Genomic DNA, 22,970 nt, shown 5'->3' on the forward strand with positions numbered 1-22,970 from the left:
ACTACAACATTGCCTGGGAGGGGAAAATGTTGAACCACAAGCGCAGTGCGCTGAGCATCGCGTTGGCCGTCGTACTGACGCCATCGCTGGCAGCAGCGCAGTCCACGCAGAGCACGGCAACCCCGCCAGCCGGCACCGCCGCCACCAACCTGGACACCGTGCAGGTCACCGGCATTCGTCGCGGCATCGAAAGCGCCATCGCGACCAAGCAGGACGCCACCTCGGTGGTCGAAGCCATCTCCGCCGAGGACATCGGCAAGCTGCCCGACGTCAGCATCGCCGAATCGATCTCGCGCCTGCCTGGCCTTGCCGCACAGCGTGTGGCCGGTCGTGCGCAGGTGATCAGCGTGCGCGGCCTGTCGCCGGATTTCGCCACCACCCTGCTCAACGGGCGTGAAGTGGTCAGCACCGGCGACAACCGCGGCGTCGAGTTCGACCAGTATCCGTCCGAGCTGGTCAACGGCGTGACCGTGTACAAGACCCCCGACGCAGCGCTGGTCGGCCAGGGCCTGTCGGGCACCATCGACATGCAGACTGCACGTCCGCTCAGCTTCCCCGACCGCGTCATCGCCGTCAGCGGCCGCTACCAGAAGAGTTCGTTGGGCCGCGCCGCCGACACCGACCCGTACGGCAACCGCTTCAGCGCCAGCTACATCGACCAGTTCCTGGACAAGACGCTCGGCATCGCGATCGGCTACGCGCACAGCGACATGCCGATCCAGGAAAACCAGGTGGGCCTGTACGAGCCGTGGACCACCGAGCACACCACCAACGGCAACCGCCCCGGTGTTGCCGCTGGCACCTACTTCACCGACGGCATCAAGGCGCTGCGCCGCACCGGCAACAACAAGCGCGACGGTGTGATGGCCACGATCCAGTTCCGGCCCAACAACGCTTGGACCAGCACCTTCGACGCGTTCCACACCGAAGCAGAGCAGATCGACACCGCCAACCAGTTCGAGCTCAACCTCAGCAACTACAACGGCAACTACACCCCGGGCCTGCTGGTCAGCAACCCGCAGGTCAACGCCAATGGCACCTTCACCGGTGGCACCGCCAGTGGCGTGTACCCGCTGGTACGCGGCATGTACAACAAGCGCAAGGACAAGATCGATGCGTTCGGCTGGAACAACGAGTTCACCTTCGGCAGCGTCAAGCTGGTCGCTGACCTGAACTATTCCAAGGCCACCCGCGACGAACTGAACCTGGAAAACAACCTGCAGCTGACCCCGATGCCGCAGCTGGATACGGTCGGTGTGCAGTTCCGCCAGGATGGCTTCTCGCAGATCAGCCCGGGCCTGAACTACTCCAACCCGGACGCGCTGTTCCTGACCAACACCATCTACGGTTCTGGTTACGGCAAGGTGCCGAAGGTGGAAGACCGCCTGAAGGGTGGCAAGCTGGCCGCGACCATCGCCCTGCCCGAAGCAATGGCGTCGTGGGCACCGGATCTGGATATCGGCGTGAACTATGCCGACCGCCGCAAGGTGAAGACCCAGTCCGAAGGCAACATCCTGCTGGGCGCGCAGGGCGATGCCAACATCGCATCGGATCTGCAGTACCGCCCGGTCAACCTCGGCTTCGCCGGCCTGGGCACCATCCCGGCCTGGAACGTGCCTGGCGCGGTCGGTCGCTACATGACCTTCAATCCGGTCGACAACCTGGACTACCTGATTCCCAAGTCGTGGACGGTGCAGGAAAAGATCACCACCGCCTGGGCGCGCCTGAACATCAACACCGACATCGGTGTGGTGGGCGTACGCGGCAATATCGGCGTGCAGATGCAGCACACCGACCAGAGCTCGGACTCGCGCTACTGGGACAGCTCGCAGGCGGCCGGCAACAACATCCAGCCCTACTCGGACGGCCGCAAGTACAACGACTGGCTGCCCAGCTTGAACCTGGCCTTCATGTTCCCGCATGAGCAGACCCTGCGTTTTGCCGCAGCCAAGCAGGTCGCGCGCCCGCGCGTGGACCAGATGCGCGCGGGCCTGGAGTTCGGCGTGGATACCGGTACCGGTCGCCCCGGCGGCAGTGGCGGCAACCCGTTGCTGGACCCGTGGCGCGCCACCGCACTGGACCTGTCCTACGAGAAGTACTTCGGCGAGAAGGCCTACGTGGCCGCCGCGATCTTCTACAAGGACCTGAAGAGCTACGTCTACACCCAGTCGGTGGACAACTACGACTTCACCGGCCTGCTGGGCGACTATGTGCCGCCGCCGGGCATGGTGGTGCCGGTGCTGCCGACCGGCACGTTCTCGACTCCGGTGAACGGCAAGGGCGGCACCCTGAAGGGCCTGGAGCTGACCGCGTCGTTCCCGCTGGAAATGCTGACCGACAGCCTGCGTGGCTTCGGCGTGCAGGCCAGCGCGACCTTCAACAAGAGCGACATCCAGATCCTGGATCCGGAAAGCGCGTCCAGCGTGGGCACCGACCCGATCAGCCTGCCCGGCCTGTCCAAGCGCGTGTACAACTTCACTGCCTACTACGAGCGTAGTGGCTTTGAAGCACGCGTGAGCCAGCGCCGCCGTTCGGACTTCATCGGCGAGATCGGCAACTTCAACGGCAACCGCACCCTGCGTTATGTCGTGGGCGAGAACGTGACCGATGCGCAGGTCAGCTATACCTTCAGCGACAGCAGCAGCCTGCGTGGGCTGACCCTGCTGCTGCAGGGAAGCAACCTGACCAACGAGCCGTACCGCACCTACGCCGGCACCAAGGATCGCCCGCTGGAGTACATCGAGTGGGGCCGCACCTACATGCTGGGCGTGAACTACAAGTTCTGAGGTAGCGCCGGGCCATGCCCGGCGACCCGGACTCGGTAGTGCCGGCCGCTGGCCGGCACCCAAGGGGAGCAGGACCGGAAACCCGCTGCGCAGGCAGCGGGTTTTCTTTTGTGCGCAACGCGTTGGCCAGTCAAGCGTGATCGGTACGGCCCCATCCACGCATGGCGTGGATCTACCCCGCCGCATCGCATCCATGCATGACGGGGATCCATCCTGCATACCCCCGGTAGATCCACGCCATGCGTGGATGTCCTGCACCGGAACCGCGCCCACAAAAAAGGGACGGGGCGCTTCGGCCCCGTCCCCGCAAGTACCGCCACCGGAGAAATTGGTCAGCTGCGTCGCGCGCAATACACCGCACGCGGCGGCAGCTGCAGTTCATTGCCCTGCACCGTCCCCGCATCCGGGCCCGGCACAGCCACCTGCTGCCAGTTGCCCGCCGGCAGCGGATGGCTCACCGCTTCGGCCGACAGGTTGAAGGCCAGCAGGAGAGTTTCATCTGCAAGCATACGCTCGAACAGCAGCACTGGCTCGGCACTGTCCAGGAACCGGATGTCACCGTGCAGCAGGGCCGGCTGGGTACGACGCCAGGCCAGGAAGCTGCGGAAGGCCGACAGCACCGAATGCGGATCCTGCGCCTGCACCGCCACGGCCGCCGCCTGGTGCTCGGCCGGGATCGGCAGCCACGGCTTGCCGGTGGTGAAGCCGGCCAGCGGCGCGTCGATCCACGGCAGCGGCGTGCGGCAGCCGTCGCGCCCCTTGAAGTTGGGCCAGAAGGTGATCCCATACGGGTCCTGCAGCGCCTCGAACGGCACTTCGGCCTCTGCCAGGCCCAGCTCCTCACCTTGGTACAGGCAGACCGAACCACGCAGTGAACACAGCAGCGCCACCAGCATCCGCGCCAGGCGAGGGTCGGCCGGATGGCCACCCCAGCGGCTGACCGCCCGCTCCACATCATGGTTGGACACCGCCCAGCACGGCCAGCCTTCGGTCATCGCCGCTTCCAGGCGCGAAACGGTGTCGCGGATGTAGGCCGCGCTGTAATCGTTGACCAGCAGCTCGAAGCTGTAGCCCATGTGCAGGCGGCCATCCTGGGTGTATTCGGCGGTGGTCGCCAGCGAATCCTCCGAGGAGATCTCGCCCAGGCTCACCGCCCCCGGGTACTCGTCCAGCAGGGCGCGCAGCTGCTCCAGGAACGGCAGGTTCTCCGGCTGGGTGTTGTTGTAATAGTGGTACTGGTAGGCGTACGGGTTGTCCGCGCTGAAGCCGCGGCCGACGCGCTTGTCGGCCGGCTTGGGCGGGTTGTCGCGCAGCTGCGCGTCATGGAAGCAGAAATTGATCGCATCCAGGCGGAAGCCATCCACACCCCGGTCCAGCCAGAAGCGCACGTTGTCCAGGGTCGCCTGCTGCACCTCCGGGTGGTGGAAATTCAGGTCCGGCTGGTCCACCAGGAAGTTGTGCAGGTAGTACTGCTCGCGGCGCGGCTCCCACTGCCAGGCACCGCCGCCGAACAGCGACAGCCAGTTGTTGGGGGGCGTGCCGTCTTCGCGCGGATCCACCCACACATACCAGTCCGCCTTCGGGTTGCTGCGGTCCTGGCGGCTCTCGCGGAACCAGGCGTGCTCGATCGAGGTGTGGCTGAGCACCTGGTCGATCATCACCTTCAGGCCCAGGCCGTGGGCCTTGGCCAGCAGCCGGTCGAAGTCGTCCAGGCTGCCGAACAGCGGATCGACATCGCGGTAGTCGGCGATGTCATAGCCGAAGTCGGCCATCGGCGATCGGAAGAACGGCGAGATCCAGATCGCATCCACGCCCAGCGCGGCGATATGGTCCAGGCGCTGGATGATGCCGGGCAGGTCGCCTACCCCGTCGCCGTTGGCGTCGAGGAAACTGCGCGGGTAGATCTGGTAGATGACGGCTCCGCGCCACCATGGATAGTGCGACATCGACAGCCCCCCTCCGGGCATGCGGGACCCGCTGGAAGCGGGCCGAAAACCAACTCCCGCAAGCTTAGCGGCGGCCCACGACGATGGCGCTGCCTGCATACGTATTCACGCCAGACGCCACGCCCGGTGGCGCGCGGCGGTGGCCTGGCCCCCGGTTTCCTCCCCAATTCACAGGCAACGCCTATAATCAGGGATGAGCCTGAAAGCCTGATCGCATGACCATCACTGAAGACACCCGTCCCGCCCTGGGCCTGTCCCAGATCCAGTCGCTTGCCGCAGCCGACATGGCTGCCGTCGATGCCCTGATCCGCCGCCGGCTGTCCTCGGATGTGGTGCTGATCAACCAGATCGCCGACCACATCATCTCCGCTGGCGGCAAACGCCTGCGGCCGATGCTGGTGATGCTGGCCGGCCATGCGGTCGGCGGCGCCGGCCCCGAGCACCACCAGCTGGCAGCGATCATCGAGTTCATCCACACCTCCACCCTGCTGCACGACGACGTGGTGGACGAATCCAGCCTGCGCCGCGGCCGCAGCACCGCCAATGCACTGTGGGGCAACGCGCCCAGCGTGCTGGTGGGCGACTTCCTGTACTCGCGCAGCTTCCAGCTGATGGTCGAGCTGGACCGGATGCCGGTGATGCAGATCCTGGCCGACACCACCAACCGCATTGCCGAAGGCGAAGTGCTGCAGCTGCTGCACGTGCACAACCCGGATACCGACGAAGCCGCCTACCTGCGCGTGATCGAGCGCAAGACCGCGGTGCTGTTCGCCGCCGGCACGCGCCTGGGTGCACTGGCCAGTGGTGTCGATGAAGCCACCCAGCAGGCCCTGTACGACTACGGCATGCACTTGGGCTACGCCTTCCAGATCGCCGATGACGTGCTGGATTATTCAGCCAACGCCGACGAGCTGGGCAAGAACCTGGGTGACGACCTGGCCGAAGGCAAGGCGACGCTGCCGCTGATCCATGCCATGGCCCATTCCGATGAGGCCACCCGCCAGCGCCTGCGCGCGATCGTGCAGAACGGTGATGCCTCGGCGATGCCGGAAGTGCTGGCGGCGATCCACGCCACCGGAGGCCTGGAATACAGCCGCCGTCGTGCCGAGGAATATGCCGAAGCCGCCGAACGCGCGCTCGACGGCCTGGCCGACAACGACGCCGTCGCCGCCCTGCGCGGCCTGGCCCGCTACGCGGTACAGCGCTCGCATTGACCGCACCCGGTAGTGCCGGCCGCTGGCCGGCATTCCCGATGACATCCGCAGCATCATGAGGTTGCCGACCAACGGTCGGCACCAACCAGGGCAGATGAGTGCCGACCAACGGTCGGCACCTGCAAGGACGGGTGGGTGCCGACCGTTGGTCGGCACACCTTTTCAACGTTTCTCGAACCGCTCCTCGAAGAACTCATCCAGTGCCTTCCAGGCACGCTTGGCGGCACGTTCGTTGTACTGGCAGCCCGGCGGGCTGTTGGCATCGCGCTCGGCAAAGCAGTGCACCGCACCGCTGTAGTTGGTGAACTCCCAGTCCACCTTGGCCGCATCCATTTCCTTCTGGAAGCTGCCGATATCCTCGGCGGTCACGCTCTTGTCGTCGGCGCCATTGAGCACCAGCACCGACGGGTGGCTGCCGCCGGCCTGCGCCGGCAAGGGGGAGCCGAGTCCGCCATGCAGGCTGACCACACCCGCCAGCGGCGCACCGGCGCGCGCCAGTTCCAGCACCGTGGTGCCACCGAAGCAGAAGCCCACCGCGCCGATCCGGCTGGCGTCCAGCGGTGCCTTGCCCGCCTGCGCCTTCAGCACGTTGACCGCCTCCAGTGCCCGCGCCCGCAGCAGCGGCCGGTCATTGCGCAGCTTGGTCGCCACCGGTCCGGCCTCGGCATCGGTCTTCGGCCGCACGCCCTTGCCGTACACATCAGCCACCAGCACCACGTAGTCATCGCCCGCCAGCTGCTTGGCCTTCTCGATGGCCGATTCGTTCACGCCCTTCCAGTTCGGCACCATCACCAGGCCGGGACGCTTGTCAGCATCTCCATCGTCATAGACCAGCACGCCACTGAAGGTCGTGCCCTGGTGCTTCCACTCCACCGGCTGGGTCTTCATCGCCGCCCACGCTGGCATCGCTGCCAGCCCCAGTACCATCGCCACCCCGCAACGCCAACGGTTCATGCGCCTGCTCCACCAAGAGGGAATCCGGAGTGTACGAGCCCGGTGTGAAGCTGGAGCAGGCAGTGCAGCCCGCACTTCAGATCCAGGCAAAAAGGCCGATAGGTAGTGTCCAACCATGCCCCCCCTTCTCCAACAAGGATGTCCTTCTTCGTGAACACCCTGGGTTCCACCGTATTTGTCTCGCTCTCCCTTCTGCTCCCCGCCGCCCAGCTGACCGCCAGTCCCCTGGACGAAACTTTCACCGCGTTCAGCCGCTGCGATGCCAGTTTCTTCTCCAGCCTGCACCAGCACGCAGATGCATGGGCCGCGCACGCATCGCTGGGCGGCACGGGCACGATCAGCTGGATCGAGAGCAAGGACCGTTCCGATGCCACAAACGAAGTCCAGCTCCGCGGCGGACCACGTATTGCCGGCCTGCCGGTCACCGCTTACTTCGACAACGCCTCCGACCTGGGCGTGCTGGGGCGCTATGTGGCCTGGGGATTCACCTTCGACGCGCCACAGGACGCAGTGGTCAAGCAGCTGTCGCCATTGATCGAACACGCCGACCGCCTGCAGGGTGATCGCGGAATGCAGGTCCGCAGCGAAGTCCGCGCGGGTGATCAGTGGCTGCCCACATCCAATCGCGGTGGTATCGCCGCCGGGCGCATGCTTCTGGAACGCGTACTGATGATGGAATCCAGCGACGGCAGGACCCGGGTGGGATGTTCGCTGCAGGGCGCGGTGGATGCAGATGTCATGGCCCTGCTACGCCCTGACGTACCGGCGGCTGATCGCCCGCAACCGCAGGCGGCCGGTCGCCGGCTGGAGGATGTCCCCGTTTCCAAGGCGGTTGTTGATGGCGTGGACAACCCGTTGCTGGCACCTCGTTTTACATCACTGACCTACCGTTACCGGATCAAGGGAAAGCCCGCCTCGACCACGCCGACAACCATCACGATGGTGGCCGACAACGGGTTGTTGAAGATTACCGAGGACTACACTTCGTTCACCATGCAGCGGCTGTCAAAGGCCAATCTCTTCCAGCTGGCGTCAATGCGCGATGCCGGGATGACGCTGCAGACCCGCTCGCTGAAGCAGGATCTTCCCGCCACGTGGACACCCGGCAACCGCTTCCGCGCTGAAACGACGATGGTGTTCTATCCGGAACGTGGCACTTCAAAGCCACTCAGGACCGAGCTGTCCTGCGTGATCGGAGAGCGATTCCCGGCACGCGAGGTATCTGCTTCGCTTTCTGGCGATGCAATCAGGCTGGAGTGCAAGGTGGATGGCGATCGCAGTGTACGTGCCTTCATCGAGGATCTCGGCATCGCGGTTGCGCTGGAATCGCATGGCAAGTACGGCTCATCGCTCTACGACATCATCGATTTCGAGGTGGTACGCTGAGAATCTGCTCTGCACGGTCGGCTTCGACGCACGAAGCCGACTGTGCCTGCCCTGCCATTGGCGTCTTCCGATGATACTTGTTGATCGTTTCCTCTCTGGCCTGATTCCGCGCCTGCCTGCCGAGGATGCTCTGCAATGGGCGCATGTCCTGGGCGCCAGCACCGAAGACCTGCGGCGGCTGCGCGCGCAGTGGCCGCAGGTGCCGGACAGTCTTGTCGCGCTGCTGTCGCAGGTGGATGGCACCCACTTCCGCGAGTATCCCGGCGGCGAGGTCTGCGTACTGATGCTCGGCTCCGACGTCGGCGACTATCCGTATTACCTGCGCTCGGTCGCGCAGATCTTCGAAGACCAGCAGCAGTGGGACGACAGCATCCGTTCCATCTACGAAGAATGGCTGGATGAAGAGCCGGACATCCTCGGCGCCGGCATCGATGCAAACCTGCCGATGAGCCGCCGACTGTGCTTCTCGCACTGCATGAACAACGGCGGCACCTCGATGTTGTATCTGGATTTCGAACCTGCACCCGGCGGCAGTGTTGGACAGGTGGTGCGCTACCTGCACGATCCGGACAGCTACGCGGTCATCGCCCCTAGCTTCGATGCCTACCTGCAGCAGCTGATCGACCGCGACTACAGCTTCCTCGACGAGTAGATCCACGCCAAGCGTGGATGGGTGCACAGGATTCAGCAGGGGCAGAGCCCTTTCCTGCGGAAAGGGATCCGACCCCGATCCCGCCGATCAGGCGATCCCGATCCCCGGAATCGCGCTGATGGTGTCCGGGTCGAACCCGGCCAGCTCGGCGAAATGCCGCCCACGTGCAACGTAATCGCGGTAGGCGCCATAGCTCGGCGCGCCCGGTGACAGCAGCACCACCCCACCCTGTTCGCCCAGTGCGCGACGCGCCAGCGACATCGCATCAGGCAGATCGGCAGCGGCATGCAGGCCGAAACGGCCGGCGTCGGCCAACGGCTGCAGCATCGCGTGGATGCGCGGGCCGTTGCTGCCCATGGTCACGATCTCCACCGGCGGCATGTCATGCGCCATGTGCTGCACGAAGTCGGTCCAGTCCAGCCCACGATCATGCCCACCCACCAGCAACGCGATGCGCTGGCCGGCAAAGCACTCCAGCGCCGCCAGGCTGGCATGCGGCGTGGTGCTGATCGAATCGTTGACGTAGGTCAGGCCATCGGCCTGGCCGATGCGTTGCAGGCGGTTGGGCAGCGGGCGGAAGTCCTGCACCGCCGGCGCCAGCGCCACGGCATCCAGGCCCAGCGCCTCCAGCGCGGCCAGCACCGCGCACAGGTTGCCGCGGTTGTGGCGGCCCGGCAGTGGCGTATTGCGGGTATCGAATACCGCCTGCCCGCCGCGATGCACGATGTCACCGCGCATGTGCCAGCCCTGCGGCTGGTTGAACCAGACCACCTCGCTGCCGGGCAGCGACAGCGCCGCAAGATGCGGGTCTGCGGCATTGAGCACGGCAACGCGCGGCACGGCGCCAGTCACCAGCTGCAGCTTGTCTTCGATGTAGCGCTGTTCGCTGCCGTGCCAGTCCAGGTGCTCCGGGAAGAGGTTCAGCACCACCGCCACCTGCGGATGCGCACCACTGCGCGCGACCTCGCCGGTCTGGTAGCTGGACAGCTCCACCGCCCAGTACGCAGGCGCCGGTTGCGGGTCCAGCACTTCCAGCAGTGGCAGGCCGATGTTGCCGACCAGGCCGGTGCGATGCCCCGCTGCGCGCAGCAGGTGCGCGACCAGCGCGGTGGTGGTGCTTTTGCCCTTGGTGCCGGTCACGCAGATCGTGTCGCGCACGGTGCCATCGGCATCGGCATGTTCGGCAAACCACAACGCCGTGCCGCCGATGAAGCGGGTGCCCCGCTCCGCCGCCGCCAGCGCGATCGGCAGGTACGGGCTGATCCCCGGCGACTTGATCACTACCTCGAATGAAGCCAGTGCATCAGCCGACGGTTCACCACGCACGTCCAGCACGCCCTGCGTTTCCGCACGCGCGGCCGCGACCTCGGTGGCCGGGCAGAACAGGCTCAGGCCAAGCGATGGCAGGCGCGCGCGCAGCACCGCATACGCAGCACGCCCCTCACGTCCCCAGCCCCACAGCGCTACGCGCTTGCCTTCAAGCTGCGAAATCTTCACGCACCCGTTCCCACAGCGTCGCCGGAATACGATGTTCGCCCTGCAGCTGCATCAGCGGTGCCAGCTCCAGCTCGGCCGCATCCAGCTGCGGCTGGATTTCATTGCAGAAGCGCTTCACCAGCACGTCTTCCTTCCACTCCGGGCGCTGCGCCAGGGTGGCCATCGCTGCACGCGATTCGCGGCCTTCGCCCACGCATTCGAACGGCTTGTGGTCCTGGAATTCCAGCAGCGCGTCGAAGCCAGCAGCCTGCTCGATGTCGTCCAGCAGGTTGCGGCCGAATATGCGCACCAGGCGGGTCTTCGGCATGAACGGGGCCAGCGCCAGGAACACGAAGTGGCACTTCGGGCAGACGCCGCACCAACGGTTCACCGGGCGCTCGCCAAGGATGTGGAAGTTGCGGTTGCAGCTGGAGAAATGCGCGTCGTAGAAATCGCTCTTGGCGAACTGGCGGGCCACCGCAAGCTCCGACATCGGCCGCAGCAACGAGTAGTACTGCAGATCAGCGGCCACCTGTTTCTGCACGTACATGCCGAAGGCCTGTTCGAACGCCCAGCCCTTCGACCACTGGTGGTTGACCTCGCCGGTGCCCGGAATCTGGCTGCCGTAGCTGGCCGACCGTTCGTTGGAGAACACCACCTGGTCAACGCCCTGCAGCAGCGCAGCCAGCACCATGATCGCCGAGTTCACCGCGGTGACCGGGATGTGCCCGTTCCATGCGCCTTGGCGGTTGAGTTCGAACAGCTCCGGCGCCAGCGCGCGGCCGAGGTTCAACGTCGGCAGCCCGGTGCGCTCGGCACAGGCACGGATCAACTGCGAACCACCAATCCAGGTCACCGTCTCGTCCACGCCGGCGCGACGCAGCGCTTCGATGCTGACCAGCGAATCCTTGCCTCCACCGATGGCGACCAGCGCATGCGCCTGCAGGCCCAGCACCGGTACCTGCACCGTTTCGCCCTGCACCGGCAGGCGGAAGCGCCCACGCAGGTTCAGGCCGTTGCGGTAGGCGAATTCGCCCAGGCCGTTGAGGTAGATGGTCTCCACCAGCGCTGCGGTATCGGCATCGATGCTGTAGCTGTCGATGCTGACCGTATCGGGCACGCCGGCCTTGTAGTAGCTCACACCGGCAATCAGGTGCAGCAGCCGCAGCGCGCGCTGCACGGCATCGGCACGGGCCGGTTCCAGCACGAACGGAGCGCCGGGCACGGTAACGGTTTCCACCATTTCCGGGCCGTCATCGAAGGCGTAGACCAGCTTGGCCACGCCGGTGTCCGCGGCGAATTCGCAGCGGACGAAGCGGAAGCGGGAAACCTGGTGTTTGTCGAAAGCAGTCATGGTGAATCCAGTTCAAGCACGGTCAGGCACGTGCCCGCGCGCAGGCGCGGGACGTGTCGGTGGGCGGGTGCAGGGCGCGGAAGGCGACGATCATTCGATCACGTCCTCGCGCGGCATCGCCCGCTGGTTGTAGGTGTTGGACATCACATAGCCGTAAGCACCGGCGTCGGCGATCAGCATCACATCGTCCGGCGCGGTCGACACCGGCAGCTTGCGGCGCTTGCCGAACACATCGCTGGATTCGCAGATCGGGCCGACCACATCGAACGCCGCTTCGGCGTAACCGCCCTGGCGGCTGAGGTTCTCGATGTCGTGCCAGGCGTCGTACAGGGCCGGGCGCATCAGCGTGTTCATGCCGGCATCCAGGCCGACGCGGCGCACGCCATCCTTCTCCACCACCTGGGTGGCGTGGGTCAGCAGCACGCCCGATTCGGCCACCAGGAAGCGGCCCGGCTCGATCGCCAAGCGGAACGCCGGATGCAGCGCCTTGACCTCGGCCAGGCCCTCGGCCCAGGCATCCAGGTCGAACGGCTCGTCTTCGTCGCTGTACGGAATCGGCAGGCCACCACCGATGTCGATGGTATGCACGCTGCCGATACGACGCGCGAAGCCAGCCAGCTCATCGCACATCAGGCGCCAGTGCTGGGCGGTTTCCACGCCGCTGCCAAGGTGCGCATGCAGGCCGACCACGCGGGTGCCCAGCTCGGTGGCCGCGCGTACGAACTCGTCCACGCGCGCGATCGGCAGGCCGAACTTGGATTCCTTGCCACCGGTGCGGACCTTGGCGTGATGGCCTTCGCCACGGCCCAGGTCCACGCGCAGCCACAGCTCGCGGTTGCGGAACAGGTCCGGCCAGCGTTGCAGGGCTTCGACGTTGTCGACAGTGACGGTCACGCCCAGCGCGAACGCCGCTTCGTACTCGCTGCGCGGGCAGAAGCTGGGGGTGAACAGCACGCGCTTGGGCGACAGTTCCGGAATGGCCTGGAACACATGCTTCAGCTCACCGTGCGACACGCACTCCAGGCCGAAACCCTCGGCTTCCAGCAACTGCAGGATGGCCGGATGACTGTTGGCCTTGATCGCGTAGTAACGCTGGTCGATCGGCTTGATCGCCGCCAGCGCGCGGGCACGCGCCCGAACCGTCGGCAGGTGGTAGACGTAGCGCGGGGTGCCGGCATCGGCCAGCTGCAGCAGGTGCGCACGCTGACCACGCCACCACGGCGTACCACGCGGGCGCACGGTGCCGGCGATTTCGCGCCAGCGCGGGCCGAACACTTCGGTCTCTTCCACCGGCATCGCGCCGCTGTCGATCAGTTCGGCGTGCAGGATCGGCAGCAGGCCATCGGCATCGGCTTCGTCGATGACGAAGGTCAGGTTCAGGTCGTTGGACGACTGCGAAATCATGTGCACGCGCTCACGACCGAAGGTCGCCCACACGTCCGACAGCTTGTGCAGCAGCGAGCGCATGCCCAGGCCGACGAGGGTGATCGCCGCGCACGGCACGATCACCTTGACCTTGCAGATCTGCGACAGGTCGGCCGACAGCGCGGCCAGCACATCGGTGTTGACCAGGTTCTCGGACGGATCCAGCGATACGGTGACGTTGGTCTCGGCCGAACCGATCAGGTCCACCGACAGGCCGTGCTTCTTGAACAGGCCGAATACATCGGCGAGGAAGCCGACCTGCTGCCACATGCCGATGCCTTCCATCGACACCAGCACGATGCCGTTGCGGCGACTGATCGCTTTCACGCCCGGCACCGGCGCGGCATTGCCGTCGATGCTGGTGCCCGGCAGTTCCGGACGCTCGGTATCGAGGATCGCCATCGGCACGCCTGCATCGCGGCAGGGCTTGATCGAGCGCGGGTGTAACACCTTGGCACCGGTGGTGGCGATTTCCTGCGCTTCGTAATAGTCCAGCCGGGTCAGCAGACGCGCATCCGGCACGTCCTTGGGATTGGCGCTGAACATGCCTGGCACATCGGTCCAGATCTCCACGCGGCTGGCGCCGAGCAGCGCACCGAAGTACGCCGCCGAGGTATCCGAGCCGCCGCGGCCGAGGATGGCAGTGCCACCGTCGGCATGGCGCGAGATGAAACCCTGGGTGATCAGCAGGCGCGTGGGCTGGGCGCGGAAGCGCTGCGCCCACTCGGCATCGGCACGCCACTGGCAGTTCACCGAAAGGCGCTGCGACCAGTCGCTCTGGTTCGGCTGCGGCGGCAGCGCGTCCAGCCACTGCCGCGCATCCATCCAGCCGAAATCCAGGCTGCTGGCTCGCAGGTAGGCCGCGCCCAGGCTGGAAGACAGCAGTTCACCCTGGCCGAGCACTTCGGCCTGCCAGTCCAGTGGGCGGCTGGGTGCACGCGGGTCGTCCAGCAGGCCCTGCAGCGCGGCCAGCCGCTCGGCCAGCACCTCCGCGCCCAGCCCCAGCTCGTCCAGGAAGGCCTGGTGGCGTTCGACCAGCGCCGCCACGCGATCACGGCTGTCCGGCGCGCCATCGGCAATCGCGGTCAGTTCATTGGTGACCCCGGACAGCGCCGAAACCACCACCAGAACGCGCGAACCGGTCTCTTCGGCCCGTTTTTTCGCCAGCTTCCCGATCGTGTCCCAGCGGTGGCGACGCGACACCGAGGTGCCGCCGAACTTCAGTACGATCCAACGATCGACAAGGGGGGAAGCTGACATGGATAGGCTATGTGTAATGTGGGGAAGCCGCCCTCGGGGGCGGAACCTTCGATTCTAAGCCCAATACACCCGTCAATGACCGCCTACCGCTACCTGCAGCTCGATGTCTTCGCCCACCAGCCCGGTACCGGCAACCCGCTCGGTGTCGTGTTCGACGCGGATGGACTGTCCACCGACCGCATGCAGGCCCTGGCCGCCTGGCTGAACCTGTCCGAGACCGTGTTCTTCCTTCGCCCCACCGTTGCCGGCGCCGACTACCACGTGCGCATCTTCACCCCTGCCAGCGAGCTGCCCTTCGCCGGGCACCCCAGCGTGGGTGCCGCCTGGGCTGCGGTCACCTGCGGCCTGGTGCAGCCACGCGACGGGGCCCTGGTGCAACAGTGCGCGGCCGGCCTGCTGCCGGTGCGGGTTACCGGGCCGGCCAACGCGCCCACCATCCAGCTGGCCAGTCCAGCGGCGCGGCCGCTGCCGGCAGTGCCAGACGGCATTCCTGATGCCCTGCGCGCTGCTGCCGCCGAGGGCCAGCGCGCCGAGCTGTGGGACAACGGACCGCGCTGGTGGCTGCTGCCGCTGCGCGACGCCGAGGCCGTACGCACGCTCGCACCGGACATGGCGGCCCTGCGCGACTGGAGCATTGCCACCGACGCGCTCGGCATCGCCGTGTTCGCGCTCGAACCCGATACCGGGCACGACCTGGTGGTGCGCGCGTTCTGCCCCGCCGATGCGCCCAACGTGCCGGAAGACCCGGTGACCGGCAGCGCCAACGCGCTGATCGGCGCCTGGCTGCGGCAGCGCAATGCCCTGCCCGGCGAGAACGGGACCTATGTGGCCAGCCAGGGCCGCGAGATCGGCCGCGACGGCCGTGTCCAGGTCACCGTCGACGCGCAGGGCACGGTGTGGATCGGTGGTCAGGTGCAGCCGGTGATCGACGGCAACATCCGCTGGTAGTACCGGGCCACGCCCGGCGGCCTGCCGCGCTGCGCGCTCGCGGGGCATGGCCCCGCGCTACCCTATGCCGCCTGCTTCCTGGAGTTCCTGCCCGATGACCACCCGCCGTTTCCTGCAGCTGGATGTGTTTTCCCCGCGCCCGGGCGCCGGCAATCCGCTGGCCGTCGTGCTCGATGCCGAAGGCCTGGACGATGCAGCGATGCAGACCATCGCCCGCTGGACCCGCCTGCCCGAAACCACCTTCGTGTTCCCGGCACAGACGGCCGGCGCCAGCTATCGGCTGCGCATGTTCAGCCCGCAGAAGGAAGTGCCGTTCGCCGGTCATCCAAGCGTCGGCACCGCCCATGCGGTGCTGCAGGCAGGCCTCGCCTTGCCTGTCGACGGGGTTCTGGTACAGGACGGCATCGCAGGCGCCCTGCCACTGCGCGTGACGGGCGAAGGCGCACAGCAACGCATCGCCATCCGTACACCGCGTGCACAGCTGGCCGAGATCGCCGCTGCCGAGGATCCGCGCCTGCAACCCGCATTGCGCACCTGGCCGCTGGGTTCGCTGCCGCCGGCCCGTATGCAGGGCGGCCGCAGCTGGTGGGTCGTGCAGGTTGCGGATGAGACCGCATTGCGCACCCTGCGTCCGGACTGGGATGCGATCGCCACACTGGCTGAATCGACCGACAGCATGGGCGTGTTCGCCTACGCTTTTGCCGAAGGCAGCGAAGGCTACGATCTGGCCGTGCGCGCGTTCGTCGGCAATGGACGCCGCTTCGAGGATGCGGCTTCAGGTGCGGCCAATGCCGTGCTGGCGGCCTGGCTGGACCTGCGCGATGCCCTTCCGCGCGGCCGCCAGCCCTTCGAAGTCAGCCAAGGCCGCGAAGTCGGCCACGATGCGCGGCTGACGCTGCTGGTGGATGAAGACGGCGAGGTCTGGTCCGGTGGCCAGGTGCAGACCGTAATTTCCGGCACCATCGACTGGTGAACGCAAGGCGGTAGAGCCGGCCGCTGGCCGGCTGCCACCTTATACCCGGTTTCACGTGGTTGCCGGCCAGCGGCCGGCACTACCTTCTCAGCCCAGCTCGGCTTCGAGGCTGATCGGCACTGCACTCAGTGCCTTGGAAACCGGGCAGTTCTGCTTGGCGTCATCAGCGATCGCGCGGAACTGCGTCGCATCGATTCCCGGTACTACCGCCTTCACTTTCAGTCGGATCTGCGACAGCTGCGGGCCGCCTTCCATCGACAGATCGACTTTGGCTTCGGTATCCAACGAGGTTGGGGTGAAACCGGCTTCGCCGAGCTTGGCCGACAGCGCCATGGTGAAACATCCGGCGTGCGCGGCAGCGATCAGCTCTTCGGGATTGGTGCCCTTTTCATCACCGAAACGGCTGTTGAAGCCGTAGCGGGTTTTGTCCAGCAGGCCACTCTGTGGCGTGCTCAACTGGCCCTTGCCCGACTTCAGGTCGCCTTCCCAATGCGCGGTAGCGTGTCGCGAGATTCCCATGTCCTGCTCCGTTGTGGCTGCGATGAACCGATACCCTGGCACGCACCGCGTTAGCCCTGCGTCGCCCCGCCGCATGCGCCGCGCCTGTCCCGAGCCAGCGAGTGGACACTTCTTCGCCACCAATCCGGCGATTTCTCCCTTGTTTTCAGTCATTTCGCCAACCCGACCGAAAACACGAATACTGCGGTGCAGTGCACCAGGACACCCGTTTCCGCCACTACCGGTCATGTACTGAATCGGCCTGGATATGAAAAAACATGCACTTTCAGCGCTCCAGGCTATTGGCGGCGCCCAAGAGTTGCCCTACATTGCGCTTGCCGACGGGGTTCGGCGCCGACCAAACAACCAACCGTTCACGGAACAGGAAACCATGGCAAAGACCGCTAAGAAGGCTGCCCCGAAGAAGGCAGTGAAGAAAGTCGCGACGAAGGCTGCTGCCGCCAAGCCGGCCGCTCCGAAGCCGATCAAGGAAGTGCTGACCAAGTCGGGCCTGGTTGCACACATCGCTGAAGTCTCCGGCGTTGTCGCCAAGGACGTCCGCGCTGTGCTGGCCTCGCTGGAAGGCGCTGTCGCCGCTTCGGTGCACAAGAAGGGCGCAGGCTCGTTCACCCTGCCGGGCCTGCTGAAGATCAGCACCGTCAATGTGGCAGCCAAGCCGAAGCGCAAGGGCATCAACCCGTTCACCAAGGAAGAGCAGTGGTTCGCCGCCAAGCCGGCCACCACCAAGCTCAAGGTTCGCCCGCTGAAGAAGCTCAAGGACGCTGCGCTCTAAGCGCGCGCCCTGCAGCGGATACCTGACGGGACGGCCTTGGCCGTCCCGTTTTTTTTGCCCCGCATCCGCGCACGCTCTGCAGTAGATCCACGCCATGCGTGGATGCCGTCCACTGCGCCCTCCGCAACACAGCGTTTCCCGCGCCCAGGCAATCTCCCGCACAGGCCCGCCGCCCATGGCCTCGCCGCTGTTTTTTCCAGTGCGGGAACGAACCGGGTGGAACACTGCGTGCAGCCCCGGCCATCGCCGCCGGCCAATGCCTTGCCTATGGTGGACACATTCCTCCCCCCAGCGCGAGCACCCCCATGGCCAGCCCCTCGACCCGCTACCGGATCTCGGTGACCCCGATCGAAAAGGACGGGCACCAGTGCACCGGGCGCTGCACCATCGAACTGGAACACCGAGCCAGCCGCGACCTGATGCGCCTGCTGGAATCGGCCCCACGCACGGCAGGCCTGAGCGGCGACGAACGCGCCACCCTGGTGGTGGCCACCCAACTGCTGCGTGACATCGTGCAGCGCCATGCAGACACCGACGGCCATGCACTGGCAGCGATCGCGGTACAGGTCCTGCCGGCGCTGGATGCGCTGGAGCAGCTTCCCTCTTCGCGCTGACCACTTCACGCTGAGCGGCCCCCGGCCGCTACACTGCCGCCTTCCAGGTCGCCTCGGGGAGGAGGCAGACATGCGTGGTTTTCTTGCCTTGTTGATCCCGTTGCTTGCGGTGGCGTGCTCCAACCCGCCCCCTCCAGCCGATTCCAGCACGTCGGACTCAACCCCCGCCGCACCCGCCCCTTCCGCGCCTACGACGAACAGGGCCCCGGAATCTGCGACCGTCGACGCCATCACCATCGACCCGCTGTATGGCGCTGTTGCCATCGGCAGCGAATCGCCCGCGGGAATGCTCAACCGCTACATGCTCGACCTGCTCAACCAGAACAAGGTGCGCAGCGATGCTGCCTGGGCCTATGCCCCGGCCGACCCGCGCCATGCCGACGATGCCGTGCTGCGCCTGCTGCCCGACGTGCGCAACCTGCGCCTGGACAGTGACGTGGCGTTGCCACGCGACGATGGGCAGCCGCCACGCCTGCTGGAGGTGCCAGTGAAGATCCGCGCGGTGACCGCCGACGGCACCTTCCGCTACCACGGCTGGTACCGGGTACAGCCCAGTGCTGACGGCCGCGCCTGGCAGATCCAGTCGGCCAGCCTGCAGCCAACGCTGGACTGAACCGTTGCACCCGTGTGTACCCGCGATTCAGCGGGCAAAGCTACTCTGTAGGCCTCTTGGATCCCTCTTCCGGTCACCGCCATGCGCCTGCGTTCCCTGATGACCCGCCTTGCCGCCTCGACCGTGCTGATTGCTGCCGCGATCGGTGCGCAGGCCGCCCCTTCGATCTCCGGTCGCGAACTGGCGGTTGGCGCCAGCGACGTGCAGCAGTACCTGGACGGAAGCTTCCCGCGTACCCAGGACGCGCTGGGCGGCCTGATCGCGCTGACCATGAGCCACCCGCAGCTGAGCCTGCCGGCAGGCGAGCGATTGAACCTGGGCATGGACGTGGCATTGGCCACCGCCGGCGGCAACCCGGCCCAGCTGGGCACGGTGAAGCTCAGCAGTGGCCTGCGCTATGACGCGCAGACCCAAGGCTTCCACCTGCAGCAGCCGACCGTGGATGACTTCACTCCGGCCAACCAGGGTGGCCGCCTCGACTCCCGCACCCGCGGCCTGCTCAATGCGTGGCTGAGCGACTACGCCCAGCGGGAACCGATCTACAAGCTGGACCCGGCCGTGGCCGGCCTGCTTGGTGCCCTGCAGGTGCAGTCGGCGCAGGTGAAGAACGGCAAGCTGGTGGTGACCTTCAACCAGAACCTGGGCGACCTGGTGCCGGCCGGCATCCTCGGCAAATAAGGTAGTGCCGGCCGCTGGCCGGCAATCCTTTCACGCACGTGCCGGCCAGGGGCCGGCACTACCAGCGCAGCATCACGCCGCCAGCGCTTTCACCACCGCCTCGCTGAAGGCCGGAATGTCATCCGGTTTGCGGCTGGTGATCAGGTTGCCGTCCACTACCACTTCCGCGTCGCGCCAGCGCGCGCCGGCATTGGCCAGATCCTGCTGCAGCGACGGCCACGACGTTACCTCGTGCCCCTTGGCCAGCCCGCTGTTGATCAGCAGCCAGGGGCCGTGGCAGATCGCCGCCACCGGCTTGCCGGCATCGGCCACGCCGCGAATGAAATTCAATGCCGCTTCATTGGTACGCAGGGTGTCCGGATTGATCACGCCGCCGGGCAGCACCAGCGCATCGAAGCGGCCGGCATCGGCTTCATCCAGCGGTTGATCCACGGCGACCGAGTCGCCCCAGTCCTTGTCCTTCCAGCCCTTGATGCTCGCCTCTTTGGCCGGCGACACCACGCTCACCCGCGCGCCCTCCGCTTCCAGCAGGCGCTTGGGCTCGATCAGTTCGGATTGCTCGAAACCGTGCGTGGCGAGGATGGCGATCTGCTTGCCGCGTAGACGCTGAGTCATGTCGTGCTCCAGATAGGGGGAGCGGACAGGGTGGCCGAGTGGGCCTTGAACGGCGGTGACCCTCACGTGCACGGCAGGTGGAGAAACGCCCGGGTAGCGCCGGCCAGCAGCCGGCACTACCCAACACATTCAGCGCTTGGGCTGCAGCATCGTGCCGGTGCACTTGGGCGAGCCACAGCGGCACTCCCAGATTTTCTTCAGCTTGGCCGTGTGGCGCTCGGCCAGGGTGATGCCGTAGTTGTACGTCAACTCTTCACCGGCCTTGATATCGCGCAGCGCCTCGATGAAGACCTTGTCGCCGCGGCTGTCACCGTCTTCGTCTTCCTCGATCACCGCCTCGCAGTTCGGGTCGCAGCTGTGGTTGATCCAGCGCGCGTCGTTGCCCTTGTAGTTGGCATCGATCACCCAGTCATCGTTGAGGGTGAACAGGAAGGTATGGCCACTTTCCACATCGCCACTGTCATCGGCATCGACATCGCCGTGGCTGCGCAGCAGGCCCTTGTACTGGATCACGCGCTCGCCCTGCTTGATCGGGGCCACGGAAAACACACCGTTGCCGTGGATGGCGGACTTGCGGGCTTGGATCTTCTTGGGCATCGGCAAGAGACGTTTGCAGCGAAAGGAACGTTGATTCTCGCCCATTCCGGGTGATTGCGAAAATCACCCCCATGCCCCAGCATGTCGCCCCGATGGCGGTCCTTGGCGACTGCCCTCCGGCCGGGCCCAAGCGCCCGCTGAATGGCCGGGTTGGATGCCGGCGAATAAAAGCGTACAATTTCAGTCCGCTTTAAGAACCACTCGCATCCCATGTTGCGCGTCACCAAGCTCACCGATTACGCCACCGTCGTACTGACCGTACTCGCCGCCCGTCCGGGCGAGGTGCTCAGTGCCACCGAGCTGGCCGAATTCACCGGTCTGGAGCCGCCCACCGTCAGCAAGGTGCTCAAGCCACTGGCCCAGGCCGGCCTGGTCGAAGGCCTGCGCGGCGTCCGCGGCGGCTACCGGCTGACCCGCCCATCGATCGAGATCTCGCTGTTTGAAGTGGTCGAAGCCATGGAAGGGCCGTTGGCCCTGACCGAGTGCAGCCACGACCACCACCAGTGCGGCATGGCGCCCAAGTGCGGCGCGCGCAGCAGCTGGCGGCTGATCAATGACGTGGTCTCCGAGGCCCTGCGCGATGTCAGCCTGGCGCAGATCCTGCCCCCTCTTCCCCTTGTCGACGAAGAACAGCGCCGCACCATCGCTGTCGACGTCGTCTCCTGATCCGTAGGCAGCCCCCCATGGCCACCGAAACCATCGAAACCGTCGCCAGCGACGACACCCCCAACCGCGAGATCCATGAGCAGCTCGGCCGCAAGTATTCGGCCGGCTTCATCACGGACATCGAGTCGGACTCCCTTCCCGCCGGCCTGGACGAGGACACCATCCGCGCCCTGTCGGCCAAGAAGGAAGAGCCGGAATGGATGACGCAGTGGCGCCTGGACGCCTACCGCCACTTCCTGACCATGCCGATGCCGAACTGGGCCAAGCTGCAGATCGCCCCGATCGACCTGCAGGCGCTCAGCTACTACTCCGCGCCGAAGGGCCCGAAGTACGCCTCGCTGGATGACGTGCCCAAGGAACTGCTGGACACCTACGACAAGCTGGGCGTGCCGCTGCACGAGCGCGCCAAGCTGGCCGGCGTAGCGGTGGACGCGGTGTTCGATTCGGTGTCCGTCGGTACCACCTTCCGCAAGGAGCTGGCCGAAAAGGGCATCGTGTTCTGCTCGATGTCCGAAGCCATCAAGGAGCACCCGGAACTGGTCAAACAGTACCTGGGCACCGTGGTGCCGGTGGGCGACAACTACTTCGCCGCGCTCAATTCGGCGGTGTTCTCCGATGGCAGCTTCGTGTTCATTCCCAAGGGCGTGCGTTGCCCGATGGAACTGAGCACCTACTTCCGCATCAACGCCGGCCACACCGGCCAGTTCGAGCGCACGCTGATCATCTGCGAAGAGAAGGCGTACGTGTCCTACCTGGAAGGCTGCACCGCGCCGATGCGCGATGAGAACCAGCTGCATGCGGCGGTGGTCGAGCTGGTGACGCTGGACGATGCCGAGATCAAGTACTCCACCGTGCAGAACTGGTACCCGGGCGATGAGAACGGCGTCGGCGGCATCTACAACTTCGTCACCAAGCGTGCCGAATGCCGTGGTGCACGCAGCAAGGTCACCTGGACCCAGGTCGAGACCGGCTCGGCGATCACCTGGAAGTATCCATCCTGCGTGCTGCTGGGCGACGACTCGGTCGGTGAGTTCCACTCGGTGGCGCTGACCCATCATCGCCAGCAGGCCGACACCGGCACCAAGATGATCCACGTCGGCAAGCGCACCAAGAGCAAGATCATCAGCAAGGGCATCAGCGCCGGCCGCGGCCAGAACACCTACCGCGGCCTGGTGAAGATCGACCGCAATGCCGACGGCGCGCGCAACTACACCCAGTGCGATTCGCTGCTGATCGGCAAGCAGTGTGGCGCCCACACCTTCCCCTACATCGAGGTGAAGAACCCGGGTGCCACCGTCGAGCACGAGGCGACCACCTCGAAGATCTCCGACGACCAGCTGTTCTACTGCCGCGCCCGTGGCATCAGCCAGGAAGACGCGGTGTCGATGATCGTCGACGGCTTCTGCAAGCAGGTGTTCCGCGAACTGCCGATGGAATTCGCGGTGGAAGCCAAGAAGCTGCTGGAAGTCTCGCTGGAAGGTTCGGTGGGCTGATCGCCCGCCCTGCCCTCGCACAACGCATT

The 22,970-nt window shown here is 66.1% G+C and carries 20 protein-coding genes; 12 read left to right on the plus strand and 8 right to left on the minus strand.

Going from position 1 to position 22,970, the window contains the following annotated elements; genetic code table 11:
* Nucleotides 1–26: 26 nt before the first annotated feature.
* Nucleotides 27–2,786 carry a TonB-dependent receptor gene (locus AB4Y98_RS04485; protein WP_394196215.1) on the plus strand — a complete coding sequence of 920 codons (2,760 nt, stop codon included), beginning with the start codon at nucleotides 27–29 and terminating at the stop codon, nucleotides 2,784–2,786.
* Between the two features lie 332 nt (nucleotides 2,787–3,118).
* Here the strand turns inward: AB4Y98_RS04485 and AB4Y98_RS04490 are convergent, their stop codons facing one another.
* Nucleotides 3,119–4,732: an alpha-glucosidase family protein gene (locus AB4Y98_RS04490; protein WP_154879587.1), complete on the minus strand. Its 1,614-nt coding sequence runs from the start codon at nucleotides 4,730–4,732 to the stop codon at nucleotides 3,119–3,121.
* 215 nt (nucleotides 4,733–4,947) lie between these two features.
* Between AB4Y98_RS04490 and AB4Y98_RS04495 the strand changes: the two genes are divergently transcribed.
* A complete protein-coding gene (locus AB4Y98_RS04495) occupies nucleotides 4,948–5,946 on the plus strand; it encodes a polyprenyl synthetase family protein (protein ID WP_301868841.1) in 999 nt (332 codons plus the stop codon).
* Between the two features lie 162 nt (nucleotides 5,947–6,108).
* Here the strand turns inward: AB4Y98_RS04495 and AB4Y98_RS04500 are convergent, their stop codons facing one another.
* Complete coding sequence (locus tag AB4Y98_RS04500; RefSeq protein WP_442243866.1) at nucleotides 6,109–6,900, minus strand: dienelactone hydrolase family protein; 792 nt, start codon at nucleotides 6,898–6,900, stop codon at nucleotides 6,109–6,111.
* 105 nt (nucleotides 6,901–7,005) lie between these two features.
* Between AB4Y98_RS04500 and AB4Y98_RS04505 the strand changes: the two genes are divergently transcribed.
* Both AB4Y98_RS04505 and AB4Y98_RS04510 read left to right on the plus strand, forming a co-directional pair.
* A complete protein-coding gene (locus AB4Y98_RS04505) occupies nucleotides 7,006–8,286 on the plus strand; it encodes a hypothetical protein (RefSeq protein WP_442243867.1) in 1,281 nt (426 codons plus the stop codon).
* A gap of 70 nt (nucleotides 8,287–8,356) precedes the next feature.
* Nucleotides 8,357–8,938 carry an SMI1/KNR4 family protein gene (locus AB4Y98_RS04510; protein WP_312787884.1) on the plus strand — a complete coding sequence of 194 codons (582 nt, stop codon included), beginning with the start codon at nucleotides 8,357–8,359 and terminating at the stop codon, nucleotides 8,936–8,938.
* Nucleotides 8,939–9,025: 87 nt separating this feature from the next.
* Here the strand turns inward: AB4Y98_RS04510 and murD are convergent, their stop codons facing one another.
* The 3 genes from murD to AB4Y98_RS04525 form a co-directional block, all read right to left on the minus strand.
* Nucleotides 9,026–10,435: a UDP-N-acetylmuramoyl-L-alanine--D-glutamate ligase gene (gene murD / locus AB4Y98_RS04515; protein WP_442243868.1), complete on the minus strand. Its 1,410-nt coding sequence runs from the start codon at nucleotides 10,433–10,435 to the stop codon at nucleotides 9,026–9,028.
* Entirely contained in the window at nucleotides 10,416–11,768 is a 1,353-nt protein-coding gene (gene murL, locus AB4Y98_RS04520; RefSeq protein ID WP_363730345.1) for a UDP-N-acetyl-alpha-D-muramoyl-L-alanyl-L-glutamate epimerase, read from the minus strand. Before murL ends, murD begins: the two co-directional genes overlap by 20 nt.
* A 90-nt stretch (nucleotides 11,769–11,858) precedes the next feature.
* Complete coding sequence (locus AB4Y98_RS04525; RefSeq protein WP_394196227.1) at nucleotides 11,859–14,453, minus strand: bifunctional aspartate kinase/diaminopimelate decarboxylase; 2,595 nt, start codon at nucleotides 14,451–14,453, stop codon at nucleotides 11,859–11,861.
* A gap of 75 nt (nucleotides 14,454–14,528) precedes the next feature.
* On the opposite strand from AB4Y98_RS04525, the gene AB4Y98_RS04530 reads away from it, so the two are divergent.
* Nucleotides 14,529–15,401, plus strand: a complete 873-nt coding sequence (locus tag AB4Y98_RS04530; RefSeq protein WP_363730339.1) for a PhzF family phenazine biosynthesis protein — start codon at nucleotides 14,529–14,531, stop codon at nucleotides 15,399–15,401.
* Nucleotides 15,402–15,495: 94 nt separating this feature from the next.
* Nucleotides 15,496–16,374, plus strand: a complete 879-nt coding sequence (locus AB4Y98_RS04535) for a PhzF family phenazine biosynthesis protein (protein ID WP_363730336.1) — start codon at nucleotides 15,496–15,498, stop codon at nucleotides 16,372–16,374.
* Between the two features lie 87 nt (nucleotides 16,375–16,461).
* On the opposite strand, the gene AB4Y98_RS04540 is transcribed toward AB4Y98_RS04535, so the two are convergent.
* On the minus strand, nucleotides 16,462–16,893 hold the full coding sequence (locus tag AB4Y98_RS04540) for an OsmC family protein (protein ID WP_019659396.1): 432 nt from the start codon (nucleotides 16,891–16,893) through the stop codon (nucleotides 16,462–16,464).
* 370 nt (nucleotides 16,894–17,263) lie between these two features.
* On the opposite strand from AB4Y98_RS04540, the gene AB4Y98_RS04545 reads away from it, so the two are divergent.
* From AB4Y98_RS04545 to AB4Y98_RS04560, 4 genes are all read left to right on the plus strand, one after another.
* The gene (locus tag AB4Y98_RS04545; RefSeq protein WP_089239384.1) at nucleotides 17,264–17,665 is read left to right on the plus strand and encodes an HU family DNA-binding protein; all 402 of its coding nucleotides are present in this window, start codon (nucleotides 17,264–17,266) and stop codon (nucleotides 17,663–17,665) included.
* 305 nt (nucleotides 17,666–17,970) lie between these two features.
* On the plus strand, nucleotides 17,971–18,279 hold the full coding sequence (locus AB4Y98_RS04550) for a DUF3861 family protein (protein WP_180163815.1): 309 nt from the start codon (nucleotides 17,971–17,973) through the stop codon (nucleotides 18,277–18,279).
* Nucleotides 18,280–18,565: 286 nt separating this feature from the next.
* Nucleotides 18,566–18,892 carry a hypothetical protein gene (locus AB4Y98_RS04555; RefSeq protein WP_312107593.1) on the plus strand — a complete coding sequence of 109 codons (327 nt, stop codon included), beginning with the start codon at nucleotides 18,566–18,568 and terminating at the stop codon, nucleotides 18,890–18,892.
* An 81-nt stretch (nucleotides 18,893–18,973) separates the two neighbouring features.
* Nucleotides 18,974–19,570: a DUF1439 domain-containing protein gene (locus tag AB4Y98_RS04560; protein ID WP_312786430.1), complete on the plus strand. Its 597-nt coding sequence runs from the start codon at nucleotides 18,974–18,976 to the stop codon at nucleotides 19,568–19,570.
* Between the two features lie 72 nt (nucleotides 19,571–19,642).
* Here the strand turns inward: AB4Y98_RS04560 and AB4Y98_RS04565 are convergent, their stop codons facing one another.
* Nucleotides 19,643–20,185 carry a type 1 glutamine amidotransferase domain-containing protein gene (locus AB4Y98_RS04565; RefSeq protein WP_363730326.1) on the minus strand — a complete coding sequence of 181 codons (543 nt, stop codon included), beginning with the start codon at nucleotides 20,183–20,185 and terminating at the stop codon, nucleotides 19,643–19,645.
* 129 nt (nucleotides 20,186–20,314) lie between these two features.
* On the minus strand, nucleotides 20,315–20,782 hold the full coding sequence (locus AB4Y98_RS04570; protein WP_010483549.1) for an SET domain-containing protein: 468 nt from the start codon (nucleotides 20,780–20,782) through the stop codon (nucleotides 20,315–20,317).
* A 210-nt stretch (nucleotides 20,783–20,992) separates the two neighbouring features.
* Between AB4Y98_RS04570 and AB4Y98_RS04575 the strand changes: the two genes are divergently transcribed.
* Entirely contained in the window at nucleotides 20,993–21,448 is a 456-nt protein-coding gene (locus AB4Y98_RS04575) for an SUF system Fe-S cluster assembly regulator (protein ID WP_025873978.1), read from the plus strand.
* A 17-nt stretch (nucleotides 21,449–21,465) separates the two neighbouring features.
* Nucleotides 21,466–22,941, plus strand: coding sequence for a Fe-S cluster assembly protein SufB (sufB, locus tag AB4Y98_RS04580; protein WP_033830551.1), 1,476 nt, complete (start codon nucleotides 21,466–21,468; stop codon nucleotides 22,939–22,941).
* The last annotated feature ends 29 nt before the right edge of the window (nucleotides 22,942–22,970 follow it).

The sequence above is a fragment of the Stenotrophomonas sp. 2YAF26 genome (assembly GCF_052114625.1).
GTDB classification, from domain to species: Bacteria; Pseudomonadota; Gammaproteobacteria; order Xanthomonadales; family Xanthomonadaceae; genus Stenotrophomonas; species Stenotrophomonas indicatrix.

What these genes read in the sequence shown, in the direction of transcription:
- AB4Y98_RS04565 (WP_363730326.1), bottom strand. Translation starts at nt 20,185, where the DNA reads ATGACTCAGCGTCTACGCGGCAAGCAGATCGCCATCCTCGCCACGCAC.
- AB4Y98_RS04530 (WP_363730339.1), top strand. Translation starts at nt 14,529, where the DNA reads ATGACCGCCTACCGCTACCTGCAGCTCGATGTCTTCGCCCACCAGCCC.
- AB4Y98_RS04500 (WP_442243866.1), bottom strand. Translation starts at nt 6,900, where the DNA reads ATGAACCGTTGGCGTTGCGGGGTGGCGATGGTACTGGGGCTGGCAGCG.
- AB4Y98_RS04575 (WP_025873978.1), top strand. Translation starts at nt 20,993, where the DNA reads ATGTTGCGCGTCACCAAGCTCACCGATTACGCCACCGTCGTACTGACC.
- AB4Y98_RS04535 (WP_363730336.1), top strand. Translation starts at nt 15,496, where the DNA reads ATGACCACCCGCCGTTTCCTGCAGCTGGATGTGTTTTCCCCGCGCCCG.
- murL (WP_363730345.1), bottom strand. Translation starts at nt 11,768, where the DNA reads ATGACTGCTTTCGACAAACACCAGGTTTCCCGCTTCCGCTTCGTCCGC.
- AB4Y98_RS04550 (WP_180163815.1), top strand. Translation starts at nt 17,971, where the DNA reads ATGGCCAGCCCCTCGACCCGCTACCGGATCTCGGTGACCCCGATCGAA.
- AB4Y98_RS04555 (WP_312107593.1), top strand. Translation starts at nt 18,566, where the DNA reads ATGCTCAACCGCTACATGCTCGACCTGCTCAACCAGAACAAGGTGCGC.
- AB4Y98_RS04545 (WP_089239384.1), top strand. Translation starts at nt 17,264, where the DNA reads ATGGCAAAGACCGCTAAGAAGGCTGCCCCGAAGAAGGCAGTGAAGAAA.
- AB4Y98_RS04495 (WP_301868841.1), top strand. Translation starts at nt 4,948, where the DNA reads ATGACCATCACTGAAGACACCCGTCCCGCCCTGGGCCTGTCCCAGATC.
- AB4Y98_RS04490 (WP_154879587.1), bottom strand. Translation starts at nt 4,732, where the DNA reads ATGTCGCACTATCCATGGTGGCGCGGAGCCGTCATCTACCAGATCTAC.
- AB4Y98_RS04525 (WP_394196227.1), bottom strand. Translation starts at nt 14,453, where the DNA reads ATGTCAGCTTCCCCCCTTGTCGATCGTTGGATCGTACTGAAGTTCGGC.
- AB4Y98_RS04560 (WP_312786430.1), top strand. Translation starts at nt 18,974, where the DNA reads ATGCGCCTGCGTTCCCTGATGACCCGCCTTGCCGCCTCGACCGTGCTG.
- sufB (WP_033830551.1), top strand. Translation starts at nt 21,466, where the DNA reads ATGGCCACCGAAACCATCGAAACCGTCGCCAGCGACGACACCCCCAAC.
- AB4Y98_RS04510 (WP_312787884.1), top strand. Translation starts at nt 8,357, where the DNA reads ATGATACTTGTTGATCGTTTCCTCTCTGGCCTGATTCCGCGCCTGCCT.
- AB4Y98_RS04540 (WP_019659396.1), bottom strand. Translation starts at nt 16,893, where the DNA reads ATGGGAATCTCGCGACACGCTACCGCGCATTGGGAAGGCGACCTGAAG.
- AB4Y98_RS04570 (WP_010483549.1), bottom strand. Translation starts at nt 20,782, where the DNA reads ATGCCCAAGAAGATCCAAGCCCGCAAGTCCGCCATCCACGGCAACGGT.
- AB4Y98_RS04485 (WP_394196215.1), top strand. Translation starts at nt 27, where the DNA reads ATGTTGAACCACAAGCGCAGTGCGCTGAGCATCGCGTTGGCCGTCGTA.